The sequence below is a fragment of the Campylobacter sp. TTU_617 genome (genome assembly GCF_016599045.1).
Classification (GTDB): domain Bacteria; phylum Campylobacterota; class Campylobacteria; order Campylobacterales; family Campylobacteraceae; genus Campylobacter_D.
This window is the reverse complement of the sequence record NZ_JAENKV010000003.1, coordinates 71,569-93,127: the sequence shown is the minus strand read 5'-3', so window position 1 is coordinate 93,127 and position 21,559 is coordinate 71,569. Positions and strand designations below refer to the sequence as shown.

The window sequence follows — 21,559 nt, the reverse complement described above, 5'->3', positions numbered from 1 at the left end:
CTAAAATTTACACTTTTAATAAAAACTTTTATTCTTTATCTTGATCGGAAAATTTTAAAATCGCTTTACACTTTTTACATTTAAATTGTGTTGCACCTGATTGAATTTTATAATGGATACTCAAAGGAACTTTATGAATAAAATCTTCACATTCGCAAGTATAATAAGCCAAACACTCTTCAAAAGTTAAATCATCATCTAAAATTCTATTTTCTATAAAATCTAATCTACTTTTCCATTTTGCAATTTCCATATCTTCATAAATTATATGTTCTATAAATTTATGTTTAATGGCTTTATAAAATTTTTCCTTAAGATCATTTGTAGATTTAATATCTTTAATCATACTTATCATATTGCTTATGGTTTGTTGATGAATTTTGCAATGTTGTTCATAATGAGGATAGTTGATTTCTCTCATATATTGTTCTTCATCTTCGCAATGTTCTTTAATATAATAAAAAAGCTCAATAAGTAATTGTTTAAGTTCTTCTCTTTTAACATAACGATAAAAGGCGGATTCAACATTTTGTGCGAGTTCAAAAAGCTTTTTATGCTGAGAATCAATTATTTTATGACCAATACAATATTTTTTATCCCATCTTGGAAGCACTTATTTTAAAACCTTCAATTAAATATTTAATTTTTATTTAGTTTTCTTTATTATATCTTAAAAATAGTATTTTATCAATTTCAAACAAATGATTTAATTTTAGATTATAATTTTTTATTTTTTAAAGAGTGTTAATATTATATCTAGTTTGCAATATAGATTATGATGAGTGAGAAATGAGATTTAAATTGATTATTATCCAAAATGCCGTGAAGCTTAGCTTGATCGAGGAGAACTTGATAAAATAATAGAAAGAAGCACTATAGCTTCTTATAACCAATCTTACAACTCACATTCTCAACATGATCACCACAACAACTATTATAAAAAGAAAAAAAGAGAAAGTTGGCTTGGGGAAATTTTCGACTTTTAAAAACTAATCTGCAATTTTTTGCAGATTATTCCATTTTATCTTTGGCTTCGATTCCCATTAAAAAAAGACCTGTTTTAATACTTAAAGCAACTAAAGCAAAAAGTTTTAATAAAGAATCTTCATTTTTAGCACCAACAACGCGATTTTCATTATAAAATTTATGAAAATTTGATGCTAAATTCTTCAAATAATCAGGAAGTTTTTGCAAAGACCTTGACTCAAAAGCATCATTTAAAATAGATTCTAAATTTAAGCTTTCAAAAACCAAATTAATACCTTCTTGATTCAAAGAAGAAAAATCAGCATTTAAAACATCTTGTGGATTTTTTTTAGCTTTAATAAACACTTGGTGAATTCTTGCGTGAGCGTAATTGATATAAAAAACCGGATTTGAACTATCTTCTTTTTTAAGATCATTAATATCAAATTCTAAATGTGTATCACATTTTTTGCTAAGAAATATAAATCTTAAAGCATCTGTGCCTATCTCATCTAAAACTTCACTCATTAAAATAAAATTTCCAGCTCTTTTGCTCATTTTATAAGGTTCTTTATCCTTAAGCAAGGATACCATTTGAGTAAGAATGATTTCTAATTTATTAGAATCAAAACCTAAAAATTCCATAGCTGCTTTCATTCTTGGAATATAGCCATGATGATCTGCGCCCCATATATTGATACATTTATCATAAGGACGACTCATTTTATCTTTGTGATAAACAATATCTGCTGCAAGATAAGCACCTTTGCCATCTTCTTTTATGATGACACGATCTTTTTCATCTCCTTTTAAAGTAGATGCAAGCCAAATTTTACCTTCTTTTTCATAGATTCCTCCATTCTTTTTTAAAACTTGAAGTGTTTCATCTAAAGCATTATAATAAGAACTTTCGTTAGAATAATGATCTATGTTTACTTTAGCTTTTTGAAGATCTTTTTTGATTAAATCTAACATTTTATCTTTAGCCCACGAAGCTAATACGGGTATATTTTCTTCTTTAAAAAAATTTTTTTCAAAATGAGTAAAAGCTTCTTTAGCCAATTCAGCTATATATTCACCTTTATAATACTCATTAGGATATATAATTTTTTCTTTAAGACATTGCTCTTTTACACTTAAAAGAAGCGATAAACCTAAAAGATAAATTTGATTTCCAGCATCATTAACATAATACTCTGTATCCATTTTATAGCCTAAATGCCTAGCTAATCTTGTTAAAGTGTCTCCAAAAATAGCTCCTCTAGCATGACCTATATGTAAAGGTCCTGTTGGATTTGCACTCACAAATTCAAGCAAGAAACTTTGATTTTTAATTTCTCCCTTGGTAAAATTTTGAGGATCTTTTAAAGCCTTAGTTGCTAAAATATTTAAAAATTCTTTAGAAATTTTAAAATTTAAATATCCATTAAGTGCTTCAACTTTTTCAAAACAAGGATGATTTTCAAATTTAAGTGCTAATTCCGTAGCAATAAGCATAGGATTTTTTTTGAGAGTTTTAGCCAAAGAAAAAGCTAAAGGAGTGGCAAAATGAGCTAAATTCTTATCTTTGGGATTTTCAAGTATAAAATCATACTCTAAAATTTTAGAAATTTCTTCAAAAACAATATTTTTCAAAATAAACCTTAAGCTTTTAATTCATCTTTATTTTGTTTTTCTGATTGCAAAGTATCATTTGATTTTTCTTCAATCTTTTGAGTATTTTTTACTACTGTATCATCATCTGAATTCATCTCATCTTTAAAAGTTTTAATACCTTTTCCTAAACCTTTTGCAAGTTCTGGAATTTTTTTTGCTCCAAAAAGCAATACAACAATTAGTAAAATAATCAACCATTGGGTTCCGCTTGGCATATGCATAATTAATCTCCTTTGTTCCAATTAATTTGAAATTGATTTAAATTTTGATTTTGAACTTTAATTTTTTGAGCTTTTAAAATAGTCCTTAGCTTTTCATAACTATCTTCTAAATCATCATTAACAATTAAATAATCATAATTTTCAATCCATTTCATTTCTTCGCTTGCATTTTCTAATCTTTTTTGCAATACGTTTATTGTATCAGTATTTCGCTTAATAAGTCTTTGTTTTAACTCTTCTTTATTTTTTGTTGTTATAAAAACAGAAACAAGCTTATTGGCTAATTTTTTCTTAACGATACTAAAACCTTGAACATCTATATCAAAAATCACAATTTTGCCATTTTCTAATGCATCAATTGTATTTTTTAAAGAAGTTCCATAGTAGTTTTCATGAACTTTTGCCCATTCTAAAAAATATCCTTCTTTTATACCTTGTTCAAACTCATCTTTAGAAATAAAATAATAATGCTTTGAGTGAATTTCTCCTTCTCTTGGTTTTCTTGTTGTAGAAGAAATGGAAAAATAAAGCTCATCATTAAATTCTTTAAAAAGTTTATTCAAAAGAGTGGATTTACCTGCTCCACTTGGACCTGATATAACTAAAATAAAACCTTTCAACCTTTTGTATCCTCAAAACTTATTTTAATGTTTATATTCATATTCATACCTTTTAATGCTGCTTTTAAGGTATCATCTTTAATACTTGAAGAGATTGTTTGAGCTATACTTTGACTTAATTCATTGACCATTTTTTCTCTATTGCTATCTTGATTATCTGTTTTGTCAGAAATTTGAGAATCTTGTGTAACCTTTTCTCCTAAAGCTTGTTGAATTTCACTTTCTTTTAATTCTTCAAAATCATCATATTGTATCTTTGGAACAACAAGCTCTTCATTATCAAACGCTGGTAAAATTTCATCTCCCAAAATTGATTCTTGTTTGAAATTATCTAATATTTTAGTACTATCATTTTCTTTTATATTGTCATCTAGTTCATCGAGCGCGGCGAGTTCTTCTTTGATTTGATCTTGGGCACTTAAATCAGGATTAATAATATTTTCATCTAAATTCTCTTTTTCTTTTAATTCTTCTTCTACTATAGGTAAAAAATCTTCTGTGTTTTTTTCTTCGTCTTTATTTTGTCCTAAAAATTCAGCATCTTTAGGCAAATCATCAAAATCAATTTCTTTAATTTCTTCTTCTACTATAGGATATTCATCATCTTGATGTGATAATAATTCTTGTTGGTCTGTTTTTGTTTGAGATATATTTTGTTGCTTCTCATTTTCTTTAATGTCATTATTTGTTTCATCATTATGAACTAACTCTAAAACATCACTTAAATCTTTAGTCGTTATTTCTTCTTCATTTGTTATATCAATTGCTTTTTCATCTTGATTTTTTAAATCTGTATGATTATTTGAATTATTTTCTTCATTTATTGCAGTTTCTTCTTGAATACTTAAATTTAAATCTTCATCATTTAAATTTTCATTTTGCTTTTCATCTTTGTTTTCAGTGTCATCATTTGTTTCATCATCGTGGATTAATTCTAAATTATCGCTTTGATCTTTAGCTATTGACTCTTCTTTGCTTATTGTATCCGCTACTTTTTCATCTTGAATTTCATCTTGATTTTTTAAATCTGTATGATTATTTGAATTATTTTCTTCATTTATTGTAGTTTCTTCTTGAATACTTAAATTTAAATCTTCATCATTTAAATTTTCATTTTGCTTTTCATCTTTGTTTTCAGTGTCATCATTTGTTTCATCATTATGAACTAACTCTAAAACATCACTTAAATCTTTAGTTGTTATTTCTTCTTCATTTGTTATATCAATTGCTTTTTCATCTTGAATTCTTTGATTTATCTCATCTTCATCCAAGGTCAAATCATCAATACTTAATTCATTTTCTTCTATACTGTCATTATTTTGCTGTGTTTGTTCTTCATTTTTATCTTCAAGAAAAACCTGAGCAGTATCTAAACTATCATTATTTAAAAGATTTAAAAGATCCGTTGGTAAAAAAGGTTTTTGTAAAATTTTTATATTTTTAATATCAAATTTTTGACTACGCGATGTTAAAACTATGAGTTTAGAACATTTTTGTTTTAACATTTCAATATCTTCTTGTATATCACCATCTATAATTATAATATCATATATTCCCAAATCATCTGCATAAGTATTGGATTCTTCAAAATCATAAGACATCTTTTTTGCACTAAGTCTTACAAGTTTTGATACAACAGGGTTTTCATTTAAAAGTAAAATTTTCATCACTTTATCCTTGAAAAATAATTTTTATTTTATGATAATTTCATTTATTATTACCTTATACAAAAAATAGAGTTTGCATATTTGAAAAAACTTGTATAATTAATTGCTTAAAATATTGCATCATCACAAGTAAAATTGCAATTAATACTATAAAACCTAAAGCTATCTTAATAGGATAACCAATTACTAAAAGATTAAATTGAGGCATAGTTTTCATTAAAAGTCCAAAAATAACATCAGAAAGTAAAGAGATCGCCAAAATAGGAAAAGACATGGTAAATCCTATGATAAAAATATTTAAAATACCTTGATTAAGATATGTTAGTAAATTTTCACTCGGATAAAATCCTCCTAAAGTAATAGATCCTAAAGAATACTTTAAAAATAAAAGCATTAAATGATGGCCATCGAAAGCAAGAAAAAATAATAAAGCAATCAAATGTAAAATTTGAGAAGTTATAGGCATATTAGTTCCAGAAGAAGGATCAATAACACTTGCCATAGTAAAACCCATGGTAAAGGCTATTTGCTCTCCTGCCATCATTATAATGGCAAAAATAATTTGCAACATAAGTCCAGCTATCATTCCAAAGATCACTTCACTTAAAATTTGCAAAATAAAAAAAGAATCTAAATGTAAAGCTTCTAATTTTGCAAAAGGAAATAAAAACATAGTTAAAAATAAAACAATAGTAGTTTTTATGACTGTAGGGATAACATTATGAGAAAAAAAAGGAAAAAAAACTACAAGACCACTTAATCTTGCAAACAAAAGCATAAAAGTAACTACATTTTTATCGCCTAAATAATTAACAAATTCCATAAGAGTTTAAAGTATAAGTTTTATCACAAAATTTAGCCAATTGATTATCATGTGTTACAAAAAATAATGCAGCATTATTTTCCTTTACATAATCAATTAAAATTTCAATTACATTTTTAGCATTATCAAAATCTAAATTCCCTGTTGCCTCATCTGCAAATATGATTTTTGGTTTTTTACAAAGCACTCTTGCAATACTTACTCTTTGTTGTTGTCCTCCGCTTAATTTAGTAATTTTTTGATTTAAAAGTTTTGCAATTCCTAATTTTTCTAGTAAAACTCTATCAAGCTCATAGCCAGATAAAATACTTGCTAATTCTATATTTTCTAAAGTTGAAAAGCCTTTAAAAAGATAGTGAGTTTGAAAAATAATGCCAAATTCATAACGCCTTATTTTTATCTTTTCTTTTTCACTAATGTCATATAAATTTTGATTTTTATAAAAAACACTTCCATAATTTGGTTTTAATAAAGAAGATAAAATATGCAAAAGAGTAGATTTTCCACATCCACTACTTCCTTGTATGGCAATACAATCTTTTGGATAAATATTTAAATCTAAATCTTTAAAGAGCGGATAATCAAAACTATGGGTGATTTTCTCCGCTCTTAAAAGTTCCATATTAACTCATTTGTGCGGCAACTTCTGCAGCAAAATCTTCAGTCTTTTTCTCTAAGCCTTCACCAACTTCAAAGCGAACAAATTTTACAATTTGAATTTTTCCACCAAATTCTTGTTCTTTTTGTGCGATTACTTGTTCAATTGTTTTTTTATCATCCATTACATAAAATTGTCCCATAAAGGTTAATTTACTATCAAGTTGAGAATTCTCAGCTATAAAACTATTAATTTTTCCAGGAATGATATTTGCCCAGATTTTTTCAGGTTTATTTTGTGCTTTAAGTTCTGCTTTAATATCCTCTTCAACTTGTTTTAAAATAGTTTCATTGAGTTGTTTTCTACTTGCAAATTTAGGAATTTTATGCTCTGGCTTATTTGGATCTTTTAAACGACGTCTTTCTTCATTTTCTTTTTCAAGTTCAGCTACCAAAGCTTTATATTCATTTTCAATAAATTCCATATCAAGCTCTTCATAGCTTAAATAGCTAGGTTTCATAGCAGCTATATGCATACAAAGTTGTTTTAAGAAATCTTTTGATTTTTGAGCTACTGCTTCATTTTCACAATTTGCTGCAATGATAACACCAACGCGACCATTGGTATGAATATAACCATTAACTATACCTTTTTGGTCATTTGCTTTAATGGTTTCAAATCTTCTTACAACTAAATTTTCTCCAATAGTAGCAATTTGAGTTCTTAAGTAATCTTCAAAAGAAACTCCGTTAATCTTACTATTTTTAAGTTCTTCGTTATTTTTTAAATCATTAATTTGTATATGTTCAGTTGTTTCTTTTGTTAGAATAATAAATTGATCATTTTTTGCAACAAAATCTGTTTCCGAATTAATCTCACTTAAAGTCGCAGTTTTAAAATCATCACTCACTTTAACACTGATTAAACCTTCAGCTGCCAAACGATCTGCTTTCTTAGCAGCTTTACCAAGTCCTTTTTCTCGTAAAATCTGAACAGCTTTATCAAAATCTCCATTACTTTCTTTTAAAGCGTTTTTACAATCCATCATTCCTGCGCCAGTGCTCTCACGCAGTTCTTTTACCATTTGTGCAGAAATTTCAGCCATTATTCTTGCTCCTTAAAATCTTCTTCACTCATTACTTCATCAATAATTTCTTTTTTTTCACTTTCAGAAATTTCATCTTTTTGTTCTGTTTGCTCTAATCCATCTTGCTCTCTTAAAGCTTTACCTTCATTGATTGCTTCAGCCATTTCTTGACAAAATAGTTGAACAGAACGAATGGCATCATCGTTTCCTGGGATAGGATAGGTAACTAAATCTGGATCACAATTTGTATCAAGAGGAGCTACAACAGGAATTCCAAGTCTATTAGCCTCTGTAACAGCAATTTTTTCTTTTACAGTATCAATAACAAAAATCATATCAGGTTGAGTTTTCATATAACGAATACCGCCTAAATATGCAAGTAATTTTTCTTTTTTTCTTGTAAGCATTAAGGCTTCTTTTTTTGTTAAAAGTTTAATACTTCCATCTTCTTCCATTTTTTCTATAACTTCTAATTTTCTTATTGATTGACGAATAGTACCAAAATTTGTCATCATGCCGCCAAGCCAACGATGATTAACATAAGGCATTCCGCATTTTTCAGCATATTCTTTAATAGCTCCACCTGCTTGTTTTTTGGTTCCAACAAATAATATAGTTTTTCCCTCAGCAGCTGCATCGCGAACTATATTGTAGGTATATCTAAAATATCTTAAAGTTTTTTGCAAATCAATAACATAAATACCTTTTCTTTCACCAAAAATAAATTTTTTCATTTTTGGATTCCATCTTCTTGTTTGATGTCCAAAATGCACACCGCATTCCAACAAATCTCTCATACTAACCATAATTTCTCCTTAAAATTTAGCTTTTATTCCGCCGTATCCTTTTTATTTACAAAGCTAATAAGAATTGATACGTGTGAAATCAAAAATGGTAATTCTATCAAATTTTATTTTAGTTTTTACTTATAAATATATTCTTTAGTTAATGGAATTTCATTATTGATTTCTTTAGTGATTAAAAATTGAAACAAATCTACACTTCCAACTTTAAAAGCCGCAGAACAAGAACGTAAATATAAATTCCACATTCTAATAAATTCTTCATCATATTTTTTACGTACTTGATTAATAACTAAATTAAAATTATAAGCCCAAATATCCAAAGTCTTAGCATAATGTAATCTCAAGCTTTCTGCTAATAAAAGATGAAAATCCCATTCGCTCATTATACTTATAACCTCTCTTAAAGATGGTAAATATCCTCCTGGAAAAATATACTTATCTATCCAAGCATTAGTTTTACCCTCAAACATTGACAAAATAGAATGAAGCAAAAACAAACCTCCTGGTTTTAATACTTGTTTTACTTTTGTAAAATAAAGATCTAAATTTTTTTTACCAACATGTTCAAACATACCAACAGAAACAACTTTATCAAAATAATTATTATATTCTAAATCTTGATAGTTTTGAAGTCTAATCTCTATTTGATTTTCAAGTCCTAATTCTTTAACTCTTTCTTTAGCTTTTTGATATTGCTCTTTAGAAATTGTAATACCTACAACTTCAACATCATATTTTTGTGCTGCAATAATAGAAAGCCATCCCCATCCACAACCTATATCTAAAAGCTTTTCTTTAGGTTTTAAATTAAGCTTTTTTAAGGTATGTTCAATTTTATTAAGCTGTGCTTCATAAAGAGTTTCTTTGGTATTTTTAAAATAAGCACACGAATAACTCATTGTTTCATCAAGCCAAAGTTTATAAAAATCATTTCCTAAATCATAGTGACTTTTAATATTTTCACTTTCTTTTTTTTGAGTTATTTTGCTAGAGATATTTTTATTTTTTAAATATTTTTTATTAGAAAAATAATACAAAACTTTAGCAATCTCATCATAATCACCCTCAATATCCAACTTTCCTTGCATATAATATTGAGCAAAAACTAAACTTATATCTTTAAATAAAACAAAAAAAGGAATTTTTTCTTTTAAAATCAAAGAAAATTTAGGTTGATTATCACCTAAAATTAATTCTTCTTTATCCCAAAAAACAACTTTAAAGTCTCCGTAATTCCACCTCGAAAGGATCAGTTTGATTATTTTTTTCTCTAGCATAAATATACTCCAATAATAAAAAATTAATAAGAGTATAGAATTTAAAAATTAATAAAATTAAAGTATGAGGAAGATAAAATTATTTTTATCACTTTTTTAAAAAAAGTGATAAAAATTTTTAATGAAGTTTAGACCAAATAGTTCGTTTCCACCCTATAGCTAAAATACTTAAAATTACAAAGAAAATCATTATATAAATTCCTAAGCTTTCTCTTTGTTCTTTTTTACTATCTCCTACTTTTTCCAAATAAGAAATAACTTCAGCTTCTGATTTTTCATTTAATCCTACTCTTGGCATTGCAGTTCCTGGAAGAAGTTTTTGAGTATTATTTATAAAATTATGAAGATATTGTTCTCCTCTTGAACGTATCATCATAGATAAATCAGGTGGAATAGAACCAAGATAATTTTTTAAATCATTATGATTTGATGGAGTGAAAAAATTATCATATTTAACATCATGACAACGCCCACAAGCTTCTACAAAAGTTAATCTATCTTGTGCAAAAGCTATATCTTTATTGATTAAAGCTATTTTTTGTTTTTCATCTGTTAAATTCGCATATTTTGCCTCAACTTCTTTTTTGATATTGGCATCTTCTTGTGTTTTAAATTTATTTCCCATTTCTTTAAGATAAGCAATAACATTGGCTATATTTGCATTAACTACCTCTTGACTTTCTCCTGATGTTTCTACATTATAAGCACTCATAATAAAACCGTCTTTAAATTTATGTTCCACTTTTAAAGCAAGTGCTGGTTGCATAATCAAAGCAGCTAAAAATTTCTCATCATATAAATTTGCTGCAGAACTTAAATCAGGAGGAATAACCCCTAAAGAAGAATCTGTAATATTTGCTGGCATATTATCAGCTTTAAGTCCGTGACAAGCAAAACAATTTCCCTCAAAAAATTCTTTTCCTTTTTTAGCATCTGCTTTAGAAAAATCAATTTTATTTACTTCATTCCAAAGTTTTTCATTTTTTACTAAATCTTCTTTTGCAAGTTCAAGATCTTTTTTTGCACTTTGAATTCTTTTTTCATCATTTGACTTTTGTGCTTCATTTAATATAGATTCTTTTGATGCAATAACACTTTTTGCATAATCAATATCTTCAACTTCAAAATTGAAATTTGCAGGAGCTACATGAGGTTTCATAACAGAATGAGCATAAGGTTCAACACCCCAATAAACAAGTCCGGTAAATACTACTACAACTAAAAATATTTTTAGCTCTCTCATTATTTAGCTCCTTTTCTTTCTAAAATAGTGATTATAGGTAAAACTACAATAAGCATTAATAAAAAAATCACAGAAGCATAAAAACCAACCCAAGCATTAACACCTGTTGGAGGAAGCTTACCATAAATAGTTAAAACAATTAAATCAATTAATAAAATCCAAAACCATATAAAAAATAACGGTCTATCGTGAGCAGGTTTTACTACGTCACTTCTATCAAGCCAAGGTAATAAAAAGAAAATAATTTGCGCTATACCAAAAGCAGCTAAACCTATATCAAAAGCTTTAATTCCAGCAATATCAAAGAAAAATCCTCTTAAAACTTCATAAGACCACAAGAAATACCATTCAGGATAAATATGCGCTGGTGTTTTTAGTGCATCAGCAGGATCAAAATTAATAGGATCCATAGCAAAATCAAATTTAAAACAAACTAAGTAAAAAAAGAAAATCATAAATAAGCAAATATACATAAAATCTTTAGATAAAAATCCTGGCCAAAAAGGAATAACTTTAGATCCTCTTGTGTCTCCTGCCATATATTTTTCTGCTTCTAAATCAAAATCTAATTCTTCTGAAATTTCATTATTTACATGAGGAATTCTTAAAGTATAAAAATGCACAACAATAAGAGCAATAATAACTATAGGCAATAAACAAACATGCAACATAAAAAATCTTGTTAAAGTTGGATCTGAAACTGCATAGTCTCCTCTTATCCAGATCACAAGTTCAGGGCCTATAAAAGGAATACCTCCAAAAAGATTTGTAATAACTTGCGCAGCCCAATAGCTCATTTGTCCCCAAGGTAACATATATCCACTAAATGCTTCGGCTGAAAATACTATAAATAAAAGCATTCCGCTAACCCAAATCATTTCACGACCTTTTTTATAAGATCCGTAATAAATTCCTGTTAGCATATGAATATAAATGATTAAAAATACTACAGAAGCTGCAACACCGTGCATATGACGCCAAAGCCATCCATAATCCACTTCTTGCATGATAGTTTTATTTACGCTATCAAAAGCTAAAGCTGTATCTGGCTTATAATACATAACAAGCAATAAACCTGTTATGAAAAGCACCGCAAAAAGAGTAGTTAATATAACACCCATAGCCCATAAAAAGTTAATTTGTTTTGGTATCCAATATTTAACCATTAAAACATCTAATAATTTATAAATTGCAAGTCTTTGATCAAGCCAGTCCATTATGCCATTAGCTTTTCTAATATGTGCCATTTTAAGCCTCCGCCATCATTTTTTTATATTCTGAACCTTCTTCACCTAAAACAAGTTTAGTTCCATCTATTTTAAAAGGAGGAATTTCTAAAGGCTTAGGTGGTGGTCCAAATACATTTTTACCACTTACATCAAATTCTCCACCATGACAAGCACATTTAAATAACTGCTCACTTGGCGCATAAGCTGGTATACATCCTAGATGGGTACACAATCCTATAACAACGGTATATGCTGCATTATCGACCACAACATCACGTTTTTCATCTTTTGGCATACTTTCATCTTTTTTTAGAATAAAGATAGGTTTTTTACGCCATTCTATTGTTCTAAGTTCTCCTGCTTGCATTCCAGATAAATCAACTGTGGTAAAACCAGCAGCTTTTACACTTGGAAGTGGGTCCCAAGTTTTTTTCATTGCAACTAATGAAAAAACGCCGCCCACAGCAGCCACACTTCCAAATGCAAAACCCATAAAGCTTCGTCTACTTTCAGATGTAGCCATATTAAGTTCCTTTCATTTTTTAATATCCAAACTTAGCAGTCTATCGAAAATAAAATTAATTTTTTCTTTAAAATAAAGAAGATAAATAAAATAAAAGTAGATATTTAGAAATATCGAATAGTCAAACTATTCGATATTTTCTCTTAATTTAAAATCTTGCTCATGATACAAACCAGTTCCAACAGGAATCATACGACCTAAAATTACATTTTCTTTTAAATCTTCTAAATAATCGAATTTACCAGCAATACTTGCTTCTGTTAAAACCTTGGTCGTTTCTTGGAATGAAGCAGCGGAGATAACACTATCACTTCCAATAGCTGCTCGCGTAACTCCTAAAAGAACTGGTTCAGCTATGGCTGGTTCTCCACCCATTTTGATAATTCTTTCATTTTCTTGTCTAAATTTACGCCTTGAAACTAAATCTCCTTCAATAAATTTAGTATTACCACTATCAACAATTTTAACTTGTCTTAGCATTTGAGATACAATAACTTCTATATGCTTATCTGAAATTACAACACCTTGTCCGCGATAAACTTGTTGAATTTCAGAAATTAAATAATAATGCAAGGCTTTTTCACCTAAAATTTTAAGAACATCGTGACTAGAAATAACTCCATCAGTAAGCTTCTCACCTGCGTGAATAAATTCTCCATCTCTTACTTGAATATGTTTTGATTTATCAATCAAATATTCTACACTAGTTCCATCTTCAGCTTGTATAATAATTCTTTCCTTAGAACGCAGTGGTTTATCAAATCTCACCACTCCATCAATTTCTGCTATCACAGCACTATTTTTTGGTTTTCTAGCTTCAAAAAGTTCAGAAACCCTTGGAAGACCACCTGTAATATCTTTTGATTTTGCAGCTGCTTTTGGAGTTTTTGCTAAAATATCGGCTTGAGCTACTTTATCACCATCACTAACCAAAATAACTGTTTTTGGTTCAAGTTGGTAACGAACAGATTTATCCCCTTTACCTACTATAATTAAAGTTGGTCTTACTCCGCTTGGTAAATACTCATTAATCACTAAAGATCTTTTTCCTGTAGCTTCATCAATTTGTTCATCCGCACTATAACCTGCTTCAATATCTTCAAATGCAACAACTCCATCAATTTCTGCTATAGTAGTATGATTATAAGCATCCCATTCTGCAATAATATTTTTATCTTTTTTTGTCGAACTTACAATTATAATATTTGGATCCTCTATAAAAGTACTATCATCAAATTCTATTTTTGACTCTCTTGGAATATAATATCTTTTTGCTTCTCTATCATTTTCATCTGCTATTACAACAAAGAAGCCTTTTTCTTTAACTATATCACCTTTTTTAATATTTTTAACTCTATCGAGTCCATCTCCTTTCAAAATATAAAATTTTAAAGTTCCCTTTTCTCTTGCTTTAATATTTTGGACAATAGGATCACCATCTTTTACTAAAATTTCACTTGCAAAAGGAATACGATTTGGGACATTCCATCCTTCTTTGATGACTTCTACTATACTTTCGTCTTCTTCAACTTCACTACCACTTTGATAAGGTAAATAAAATTTACCATCAATATTACCACTTACTCCAGCTAATTCATTTGGTTTTGCTAAATCATATTTTCTTAAAATAAATTTAGCCTCTTGTTTTTTATTTTTAATTGAAACAATAACATCTTCATGAATATTTTCTATATTGATAATTCCTTTAAATGGAGCTTTAATCTTAGGTTCAACAAGTAAAATTGCAGAATTTCTACGATTGGCTACAATACTTTTACCTTCTTTATTTTTATAGGTTTTAAGATTATAAAATCTAATAAAACCTTCTTTTTGTGCACTTACTTGTCTATCTTGCAAATCAGTACTTGCAGTTCCTCCACTATGGAAAGTTCTAAGTGTAAGTTGAGTTCCTGGTTCTCCAATAGATTGAGCCGAAATAATTCCTACAGCTTCACCAGGTCTAACAAGCTTTCCTTCTCCTAAATTTACACCATAACATTTAGCACAAATTCCTTTTTTGGCTTTGCAAGTGATAGGAGTTCTAATATTTACACTTTTAATACCACTTTCTCCTAAAGTTTTAGCTTTTTCCTCATCAATCAAGGTTCCTTCAGCAAAAAGAACTGAATTTGTAATAGGATCAATAACATCTTCAGCTAAAACTCTACCTAAAATTCTTTCTTCTAAAGTCTCTATAATTGAACTATCTGCAGTAATTTCATTGATTTCTATACCTTCATGAGTTCCACAATCTTCAATAGTAATTTTTACATTTTGTGCTACATCAATAAGTTTTCTTGTTAAATAACCAGCATTTGCTGTCTTAAGTGCAGTATCAGCAAGACCTTTTCTAGCTCCGTGTGTAGATATAAAATATTCAAGAACATTTAATCCTTCACGGAAGTTAGAAATAATTGGTGTTTCTATAATAGAACCATCCGGTTTAGTCATAAGTCCTCTCATAGCAGCAAGCTGAGAAATTTGAGCTGCACTACCTCTAGCTCCAGAATCTGCCATCATATAAATAGAATTGAAACCATCTTTATCTTTTTCTACTAAATCCATCATCTCTTTTGAAAGAATATTATTAGTACTTTTCCAAATATCTATAATTTTATTATATCTTTCACCCGAGGTAATAAGTCCAAGATTATAAGAATTTTGAATTTCTCTTACTTGTTTTTTAGCTTCATTGATTGCTTTTTCTTTATTTTTAGGAACAATAATATCTGCAATAGATATAGAAACTCCAGCTTTTGTAGCATATTCAAAACCAAGATTTTTTAATTTATCCAAGAAACTTGCAGTAATTTCTAAACCACCTTGTTTATAAACATAATCTACTAAAGCAGCAATATCTTTTTTCTTTAAAACTTTATTCCAACTATATTCTGGAACAAAATCAGGTAAAATTGATTTAATAATTAAACGCCCTGCCGTTGTTGTAATTTTGCGTCCATCTATAAGAGTTTGGATACTTGCGTGAATATCGAGACTTTTTGATTCTAAAGCCATCATCACTTCATCAATTCCTGTGCAAATTTTATGAGCACCTTTTGCCCCTGCTTTTTCTAAAGAAAGATAATAAATTCCTAAAACCATATCTTGAGAAGGAACAGTAACAGATTTACCACTTGCTGGCAAAAGAATATTCATTGATGAGAGCATAAGAACTTTACATTCTGCAATAGCTTCTTGAGATAAAGGAACATGAACAGCCATTTGATCCCCGTCAAAATCCGCATTAAATGCAGCACAAACTAAAGGATGTAGTTGTATTGCTTTACCTTCAACTAATACAGGATGAAAAGCTTGTATAGAAAGTTTATGTAGAGTTGGAGCACGATTAAGCATAACAGGATGCCCTTCAACAACTTCTTCTAAACACTCCCAAACTTCATTTGTTTTATTTTCTATCATTTTCTTAGCTTGTTTTACTGTTGTAGCATAGCCTTTTTCTTCTAATTTAGCTAAAAGATGTGGTTTAAAAAGTTCTAGAGCCATTTTTTTAGGCAAACCACATTGATCCATTCTTAATTTTGGACCTACAACAATAACACTACGACCAGAAAAATCAACCCTTTTTCCAAGTAAATTTTGTCTAAATCTTCCTTGTTTTCCTTTAATGATTTCACTTAAAGATTTTAAAGGACGTTTATTTGCACCTTTTACAGCATTAGCACGACGTCCATTATCAAAAAGTGCATCTACGGCTTCTTGAAGCATTCTTTTTTCATTTCTTATAATGATCTCTGGTGCATCAAGCTCCATAAGTTTTTTTAAGCGTGTATTTCTGTTAATAACCCTACGATACAAATCATTAACATCAGAAACAGCAAATTTTCCACCATCTAGAGCAACCAAAGGACGTAAATCTGGTGGTAAAACAGGTAGATTTGTAATCATCATCCATTCAGGACGATTTGGTACTGCATCCTCGCTATCTGTATTAGCATTTAGATTTGAATTTAAGAAATTTTCTACTACTTTTAAGCGTTTAATGATAGTCTTTTTCTTTGCTTCTGAATTTGTAGCATTCATTTCTTCTTTTAATTGATTTAAAAGTGAAACAAGATCTAAGTTTGCAAGTAAATCTCTAACAACTTCGCCACCCATTCTTGCTTTAAATCCACTATTTTCATAACGTTGCATTAAATTTTGATATTGCTCTTCATTTAAAACATCGCAAAATTCTACTTTTTTAGTATTTTCATTATCATAATATGCATCGCCAGGATTTTCAACAATATAAGCCTCATAATAAAGCACACGCTCAAGGTCTTTCATCTTAACACCGAGTAAAGTTCCTATACGACTTGGTAAAGAATTTACATACCAAATATGAGCTACTGGAGTTACAAGTTCAATATGCCCCATTCTTGAACGACGCACTTTAGAATTTGCCACCTCTACTCCACATTTTTCGCATTTAACACCTTTAAAACGCATTTTCTTATACTTACCGCAAAGGCATTCATAATCACGTATAGGACCGAAGATTTTAGCACAAAAAAGCCCATCTCTTTCTGGTTTCAAGGTTCTATAATTAATTGTTTCAGGCTTTTTAACCTCTCCGTATGACCAAGATTTAATTTTTTCAGGACTAGCAAGTCTTAATTGAAAAGCTTCAAAATCTCTTGGTCTTGCTTCTTCCTTGATTTCTATAATTTTAAGCTTACTCATTATCTTCTTCCTTATCAAAAATTTCAACATCTAAAGCAAGAGATTTAAGTTCATTAGTTAAAACAAAAAATGTTTCAGGAATTCCTGTTGCTGGAACATTTTCTCCTTTAGTTAAAGCTTTATAAGCGCTAAATCTTCCTTCAACATCATCTGATTTTATTGTGAGCATTTCTCTTAAAGTGTGCGCAGCTCCATAAGCTTCAAGTGCCCAAACTTCCATTTCACCAAATCTTTGACCTCCAAATAATGCTTTTCCTCCGACAGGTTGCTGGGTTACTAAACTATAAGGACCTGTACTTCTTGCATGAACTTTTTCATCAACTAGGTGATGGAGTTTTAACATATACATACATCCTATATGAACACGTTCTGCTATTTTTTCTCCAGTTCTTCCATCATAAAGCTCTGTTTTACCATCCATATCAACTTTAGCAATTTCAAAGAGTTTTTCAAATTCTTCTATATTAACTCCCTCAAAAACTGGAGTAGCAAATTTAACCCCTTTACTCCAATCTCTAGCATAATTTAAAATTTCTTCATCACTTAATTTTTTAATAAAATTTCTCTCATTTTCAAGTCTTGGAATAGAACAAATCTCAAGCATTTTTGCTCTTAATTCTTTAATAAAATCTTTTTGTTTTCTATCAAAAATTTCTTGAATTTGATCTCCTAGTCTTAATCCGACTAACCCTAAATGGCTTTCTAAAATTTGACCTATATTCATACGACTTGGAACACCGAGTGGATTAAGAGCTATATCTACACTTTTACCATTTGGTAAATATGGCATATCTACCTCTGGAACTATGGTAGAAACTATACCCTTATTTCCATGGCGTCCTGCCATCTTATCACCAACCTTGAGTTTTCTTTTTGTAGCAATATAAACTTTAACAAGTTTTACAACTCCACTTGGCAAAATATCATCTTTTTCTAAAATTTCTAATTTCTCATCATGTTCACTCTTAAGTTTTTTCTTTTCATTTTGGAAGTGATTTTTCAAATCATCGTATTCTTTTTGTACTTCTTTAGAATAAGATTTAATCAAAGAAGCAAGAGTGAAGCGATTGATTTTTTCAAGTTCTTTAATATCTACTTTTTGACCCTTCTTATAAGTTTTATTGTTAATTTTTTGCTCACTATTTAAAGGAGAATTAGATAATAAAGCACACACTCTTAGCATCTCTTCTCTATCCATCATCAGAAGTCTATCGTGATGCTCTTTTTCTAAAGTCATTTTTTCTTTATCATAAGATTTTATAGCTCTATCATCTTTATCATAACCTTTTTTAGTAAAAATCTTAACATCAACTACAACACCTTCTAAAGAAGCAGTTGCATATAAAGACTTATTTACAACATGACCTGCTTTTTCTCCAAAAATTGCTCTTAATAATCTTTCTTCCGGAGTAGGTTTTACTTCACCTTTTGGAGAAACTTTACCTACTAAAATCATGCCTGGTTTTATATGTGTTCCTATTTTGGCTATACCACTTTCATCCAAATGAGCAATATCTTCTTCTTTAACATTAGGTATATCTTTAGTAATCTCTTCAACACCATCTTTTAATTCTCTTGCTTCAATTTCTTTTTCATAGATATGCACACTTGTAAAAGTATCTTCACGTATAATTCTTTCACTTACTACTATAGCATCCTCATAGTTATAACCATTCCAAGGCATAAAAGCTATCAGTGCATTTTTTCCTATAGCAAGTTCTCCTTGATCCATACTTGGACCATCAGCTATAATTTGACCTGCTTTTACAATATCACCTTTTTTAACAATAGGGTGTTGAATATAATTTGTATTTTGATTTGTTCTTAAATTCTTTTCCAGGGTGTAATGATCTATAAAAGGGCCTTTATCATCTTCACCTAAAATAAAAATACTTCTATTATCAACTTTTTCTACTACCCCTCCTCGTTTAGCTTTTACAGCTTCCCAAGCATCTCTAGCAATAATTTTTTCCATACCAGTTCCAACGATTGGGGCACTAGAAGTTAAAAGTGGCACAGCTTGACGTTGCATGTTAGAACCCATCAAAGCTCTATTAGCATCATCATGCTCTAAAAAAGGTATCAAAGAAGCAGCTACACCGACAATCATACCTGAACAAAGATCGATAAGTTGCACCTCTTCACGTCTTGCAAGTATAGTTTCACCATCCTGTCTTGCTTCTACAAATTCTTCTATTATATTACCATTTGAATCAATTTTTGTTGAAGCAGGTGCTATAAACATTCCTTCTTCTTGAGTAGCGGTTAAATATACAATTTCATCAGTTACTTTTCCATTAACAACTTTTTTATAAGGAGCTTCTACAAAACCCAATTGATTCACTTTAGCATAGGTTGAAAGTGTATTAATAAGACCTATATTTTGACCTTCTGGAGTTTCAACAGGACAAATTCTACCATAATGAGTAGCATGGACATCACGCACCTCAAATCCTGCTCTTTCTTTAACCAAACCGCCTTCACCTAAAGCCGATAAACGACGTTTATGAGTAATCTCACTTAAAGGATTTGTTTGATCCATAAATTGAGAGAGCTGTCCCCCTGTAAAAAATTCTATAATAGTTGTAGTGATCATTTTAGGATTGATTAAATCATAAGGCATTATTTTATCTATGTCTGTATTTAAAGAAGTAAATTTATCTCTTATTGCCTTTTGCATTTTAGCTAAACCTAAATGTAATTCATTAGCTAAGAGTTCTCCAATAGAGCGAATTCTACGATTACCTAAATGGTCTCTATCATCAATATGACCTTTTCCATTTTTAACTTTAATTAAATATTTTGCTGTTTTTATAATATCTTCATTGGTTAAAATAGTTAAATATTCTGGAACATCAAGTCCTAATTTATGATTCATTTTCATACGACCAACTTTTGTAAGATCATATCTTTCAGGATTGAAAAATAAATCATTAACAAAGGCTTTAGCTGCATCTTTAACTACAGGCTCTCCTGGACGCATTACTTTATAAATTCTAATTGCTGCTAAATCATTTTCATCATCGATATTTTCACTTTGTTTTAATAATTTTAAAGTTTCATTATCTTGCGCAAAAGAATTGATAATTGCAGCATCTACTCCATTGGCTAAGTCATTAGCAATGTCAAAGCTTTTTTGTTCTTTTATTTTTGCCAATTTTGCTTCATCGATCAAAGTTAAAGAGTCAAATAAAATCTCTCCTGTTTCTTTATTGATAATAGGATTTGCTAAATAACGATTTAAAAGAACTTCGATAGGATATTCTATCCATTTTAAGCCATCTTTTAAAAGTTGTTCTGCTTTTTTTCTAGTCAATCTTTTTCCAGCTTGATGAACAATCTTACCTTTTTCGTCTTTAATATCATATTCTATTCTATCCATAAAATCATTTGGATTAAATTCTGTTAAAAATTTATCTTTTTTAACATGGATAGTTTGTATAGGATAAAATAATTTAATAATATCTTGCTTTTTATAACCCAAAGCTCTAAAAAGCATAGTTACTGGAATTTTTCTTCTTTTATTAATCCTTACATAAAGTACATCTTTTGCATCATATTCAAAATAAAGCCAAGAACCACGATCTGGAATTATTTGAGCTGTATAAACCAACTTATTTGCAACTGTAGAGCTTTCTTCTTCTTTAAAAATTACCCCAGGACTTCTATGTAATTGATTTACAACAACTCTCTCAACTCCATTGATAATAAAAGAAACTCTATCAGTCATAAGAGGAATTTCTCTTATAAAAATTTCTTGTTCTTTAATATCTTTTACACCAATTTTCTCACCTGTTTTTTCATCTTTTTCATGCAAGGTAAGACGGATTTTCATTTTTAAATTTACTGAATAAGTTAAACCTCTTTCCATACATTCTCTAATGGTATATTTAGGCTTACCTATTTCACTGCTAACATATTCTAAACTCAATCTATTTTGAGGATCATGTATTGGAAAAATAGATTTAAAAACTTTTTCTATACCACTTTCGTTGTTATTAAGATTTAGAAAATAATCAAAGCTTTTTTTCTGTAATTGTAGAAGATTAGGAATTTCTATTTGTTTTGAAATATTTGAGAAATCTACTCTTAAACGATTTCCTAGTTTATTATTTGACATATTGCATACCTCATATGGTAAATTTAAAAAAGAAGACCTA

General features: G+C 29.1%; 15 protein-coding genes and 1 pseudogene. 1 reads left to right on the top strand and 15 read right to left on the bottom strand.

Features of this window, described 5'->3' with window-relative positions; genetic code table 11:
• Positions 1-28: 28 nt before the first annotated feature.
• Entirely contained in the window at positions 29-613 is a 585-nt protein-coding gene (locus GQV94_RS02550) for a bacteriohemerythrin (RefSeq protein WP_200169398.1), read from the bottom strand.
• A gap of 187 nt (positions 614-800) precedes the next feature.
• On the opposite strand from GQV94_RS02550, the pseudogene GQV94_RS07765 reads away from it, so the two are divergent.
• A pseudogene (locus GQV94_RS07765) lies at positions 801-986 on the top strand (zf-TFIIB domain-containing protein).
• Positions 987-1,011: 25 nt separating this feature from the next.
• Here GQV94_RS07765 and argS read toward each other — a convergent pair.
• The 14 genes from argS to rpoB form a co-directional block, all read right to left on the bottom strand.
• Positions 1,012-2,601 (bottom strand): arginine--tRNA ligase, encoded by a 1,590-nt coding sequence (gene argS, locus GQV94_RS02545; RefSeq protein WP_200169397.1) that lies wholly within the window; start codon positions 2,599-2,601, stop codon positions 1,012-1,014.
• Positions 2,602-2,609: 8 nt separating this feature from the next.
• The gene (locus tag GQV94_RS02540) at positions 2,610-2,843 is read right to left on the bottom strand and encodes a Sec-independent protein translocase subunit TatA/TatB (RefSeq protein ID WP_200169396.1); all 234 of its coding nucleotides are present in this window, start codon (positions 2,841-2,843) and stop codon (positions 2,610-2,612) included.
• A 2-nt stretch (positions 2,844-2,845) separates the two neighbouring features.
• Positions 2,846-3,463: a guanylate kinase gene (gmk, locus tag GQV94_RS02535; RefSeq protein ID WP_200169395.1), complete on the bottom strand. Its 618-nt coding sequence runs from the start codon at positions 3,461-3,463 to the stop codon at positions 2,846-2,848.
• Complete coding sequence (locus tag GQV94_RS02530) at positions 3,460-5,130, bottom strand: hypothetical protein (RefSeq protein WP_200169394.1); 1,671 nt, start codon at positions 5,128-5,130, stop codon at positions 3,460-3,462. The genes gmk and GQV94_RS02530 overlap by 4 nt, the downstream gene beginning before the upstream one ends.
• Positions 5,131-5,185: 55 nt before the next feature.
• A complete protein-coding gene (fliR, locus tag GQV94_RS02525; protein WP_200169393.1) occupies positions 5,186-5,953 on the bottom strand; it encodes a flagellar biosynthetic protein FliR in 768 nt (255 codons plus the stop codon).
• Positions 5,940-6,575: an ABC transporter ATP-binding protein gene (locus GQV94_RS02520; protein ID WP_200169392.1), complete on the bottom strand. Its 636-nt coding sequence runs from the start codon at positions 6,573-6,575 to the stop codon at positions 5,940-5,942. The genes fliR and GQV94_RS02520 overlap by 14 nt, the downstream gene beginning before the upstream one ends.
• A 1-nt stretch (position 6,576) precedes the next feature.
• Positions 6,577-7,656, bottom strand: a complete 1,080-nt coding sequence (gene tsf, locus GQV94_RS02515; RefSeq protein ID WP_200169391.1) for a translation elongation factor Ts — start codon at positions 7,654-7,656, stop codon at positions 6,577-6,579.
• Complete coding sequence (rpsB, locus tag GQV94_RS02510; protein ID WP_200169390.1) at positions 7,656-8,444, bottom strand: 30S ribosomal protein S2; 789 nt, start codon at positions 8,442-8,444, stop codon at positions 7,656-7,658. The genes tsf and rpsB overlap by 1 nt, the downstream gene beginning before the upstream one ends.
• 116 nt (positions 8,445-8,560) lie before the next feature.
• Positions 8,561-9,721 carry an SAM-dependent methyltransferase gene (locus tag GQV94_RS02505; protein ID WP_200169389.1) on the bottom strand — a complete coding sequence of 387 codons (1,161 nt, stop codon included), beginning with the start codon at positions 9,719-9,721 and terminating at the stop codon, positions 8,561-8,563.
• A 118-nt stretch (positions 9,722-9,839) separates the two neighbouring features.
• Complete coding sequence (locus tag GQV94_RS02500; protein ID WP_200169388.1) at positions 9,840-10,964, bottom strand: c-type cytochrome; 1,125 nt, start codon at positions 10,962-10,964, stop codon at positions 9,840-9,842.
• Positions 10,964-12,211, bottom strand: coding sequence for a cytochrome b (locus GQV94_RS02495; protein WP_200169387.1), 1,248 nt, complete (start codon positions 12,209-12,211; stop codon positions 10,964-10,966). The genes GQV94_RS02500 and GQV94_RS02495 overlap by 1 nt, the downstream gene beginning before the upstream one ends.
• A 1-nt stretch (position 12,212) precedes the next feature.
• Positions 12,213-12,716, bottom strand: a complete 504-nt coding sequence (petA, locus tag GQV94_RS02490; protein ID WP_200169386.1) for a ubiquinol-cytochrome c reductase iron-sulfur subunit — start codon at positions 12,714-12,716, stop codon at positions 12,213-12,215.
• Between the two features lie 126 nt (positions 12,717-12,842).
• Positions 12,843-17,399, bottom strand: a complete 4,557-nt coding sequence (gene rpoC, locus GQV94_RS02485) for a DNA-directed RNA polymerase subunit beta' (RefSeq protein WP_200169385.1) — start codon at positions 17,397-17,399, stop codon at positions 12,843-12,845.
• Positions 17,392-21,519, bottom strand: coding sequence for a DNA-directed RNA polymerase subunit beta (gene rpoB / locus GQV94_RS02480; protein ID WP_200169384.1), 4,128 nt, complete (start codon positions 21,517-21,519; stop codon positions 17,392-17,394). Before rpoB ends, rpoC begins: the two co-directional genes overlap by 8 nt.
• Between the last annotated feature and the right edge of the window lie 40 nt (positions 21,520-21,559).

Excerpts from the sequence above, each read along its gene's own strand:
- fliR (WP_200169393.1), bottom strand. The coding sequence starts at position 5,953 with ATGGAATTTGTTAATTATTTAGGCGATAAAAATGTAGTTACTTTTATG.
- GQV94_RS02520 (WP_200169392.1), bottom strand. The coding sequence starts at position 6,575 with ATGGAACTTTTAAGAGCGGAGAAAATCACCCATAGTTTTGATTATCCG.
- petA (WP_200169386.1), bottom strand. The coding sequence starts at position 12,716 with ATGGCTACATCTGAAAGTAGACGAAGCTTTATGGGTTTTGCATTTGGA.
- rpoB (WP_200169384.1), bottom strand. The coding sequence starts at position 21,519 with ATGTCAAATAATAAACTAGGAAATCGTTTAAGAGTAGATTTCTCAAAT.
- GQV94_RS02505 (WP_200169389.1), bottom strand. The coding sequence starts at position 9,721 with ATGCTAGAGAAAAAAATAATCAAACTGATCCTTTCGAGGTGGAATTAC.
- GQV94_RS02495 (WP_200169387.1), bottom strand. The coding sequence starts at position 12,211 with ATGGCACATATTAGAAAAGCTAATGGCATAATGGACTGGCTTGATCAA.
- tsf (WP_200169391.1), bottom strand. The coding sequence starts at position 7,656 with ATGGCTGAAATTTCTGCACAAATGGTAAAAGAACTGCGTGAGAGCACT.
- GQV94_RS02500 (WP_200169388.1), bottom strand. The coding sequence starts at position 10,964 with ATGAGAGAGCTAAAAATATTTTTAGTTGTAGTAGTATTTACCGGACTT.
- GQV94_RS02540 (WP_200169396.1), bottom strand. The coding sequence starts at position 2,843 with ATGCATATGCCAAGCGGAACCCAATGGTTGATTATTTTACTAATTGTT.
- rpsB (WP_200169390.1), bottom strand. The coding sequence starts at position 8,444 with ATGGTTAGTATGAGAGATTTGTTGGAATGCGGTGTGCATTTTGGACAT.
- GQV94_RS02530 (WP_200169394.1), bottom strand. The coding sequence starts at position 5,130 with ATGAAAATTTTACTTTTAAATGAAAACCCTGTTGTATCAAAACTTGTA.
- rpoC (WP_200169385.1), bottom strand. The coding sequence starts at position 17,399 with ATGAGTAAGCTTAAAATTATAGAAATCAAGGAAGAAGCAAGACCAAGA.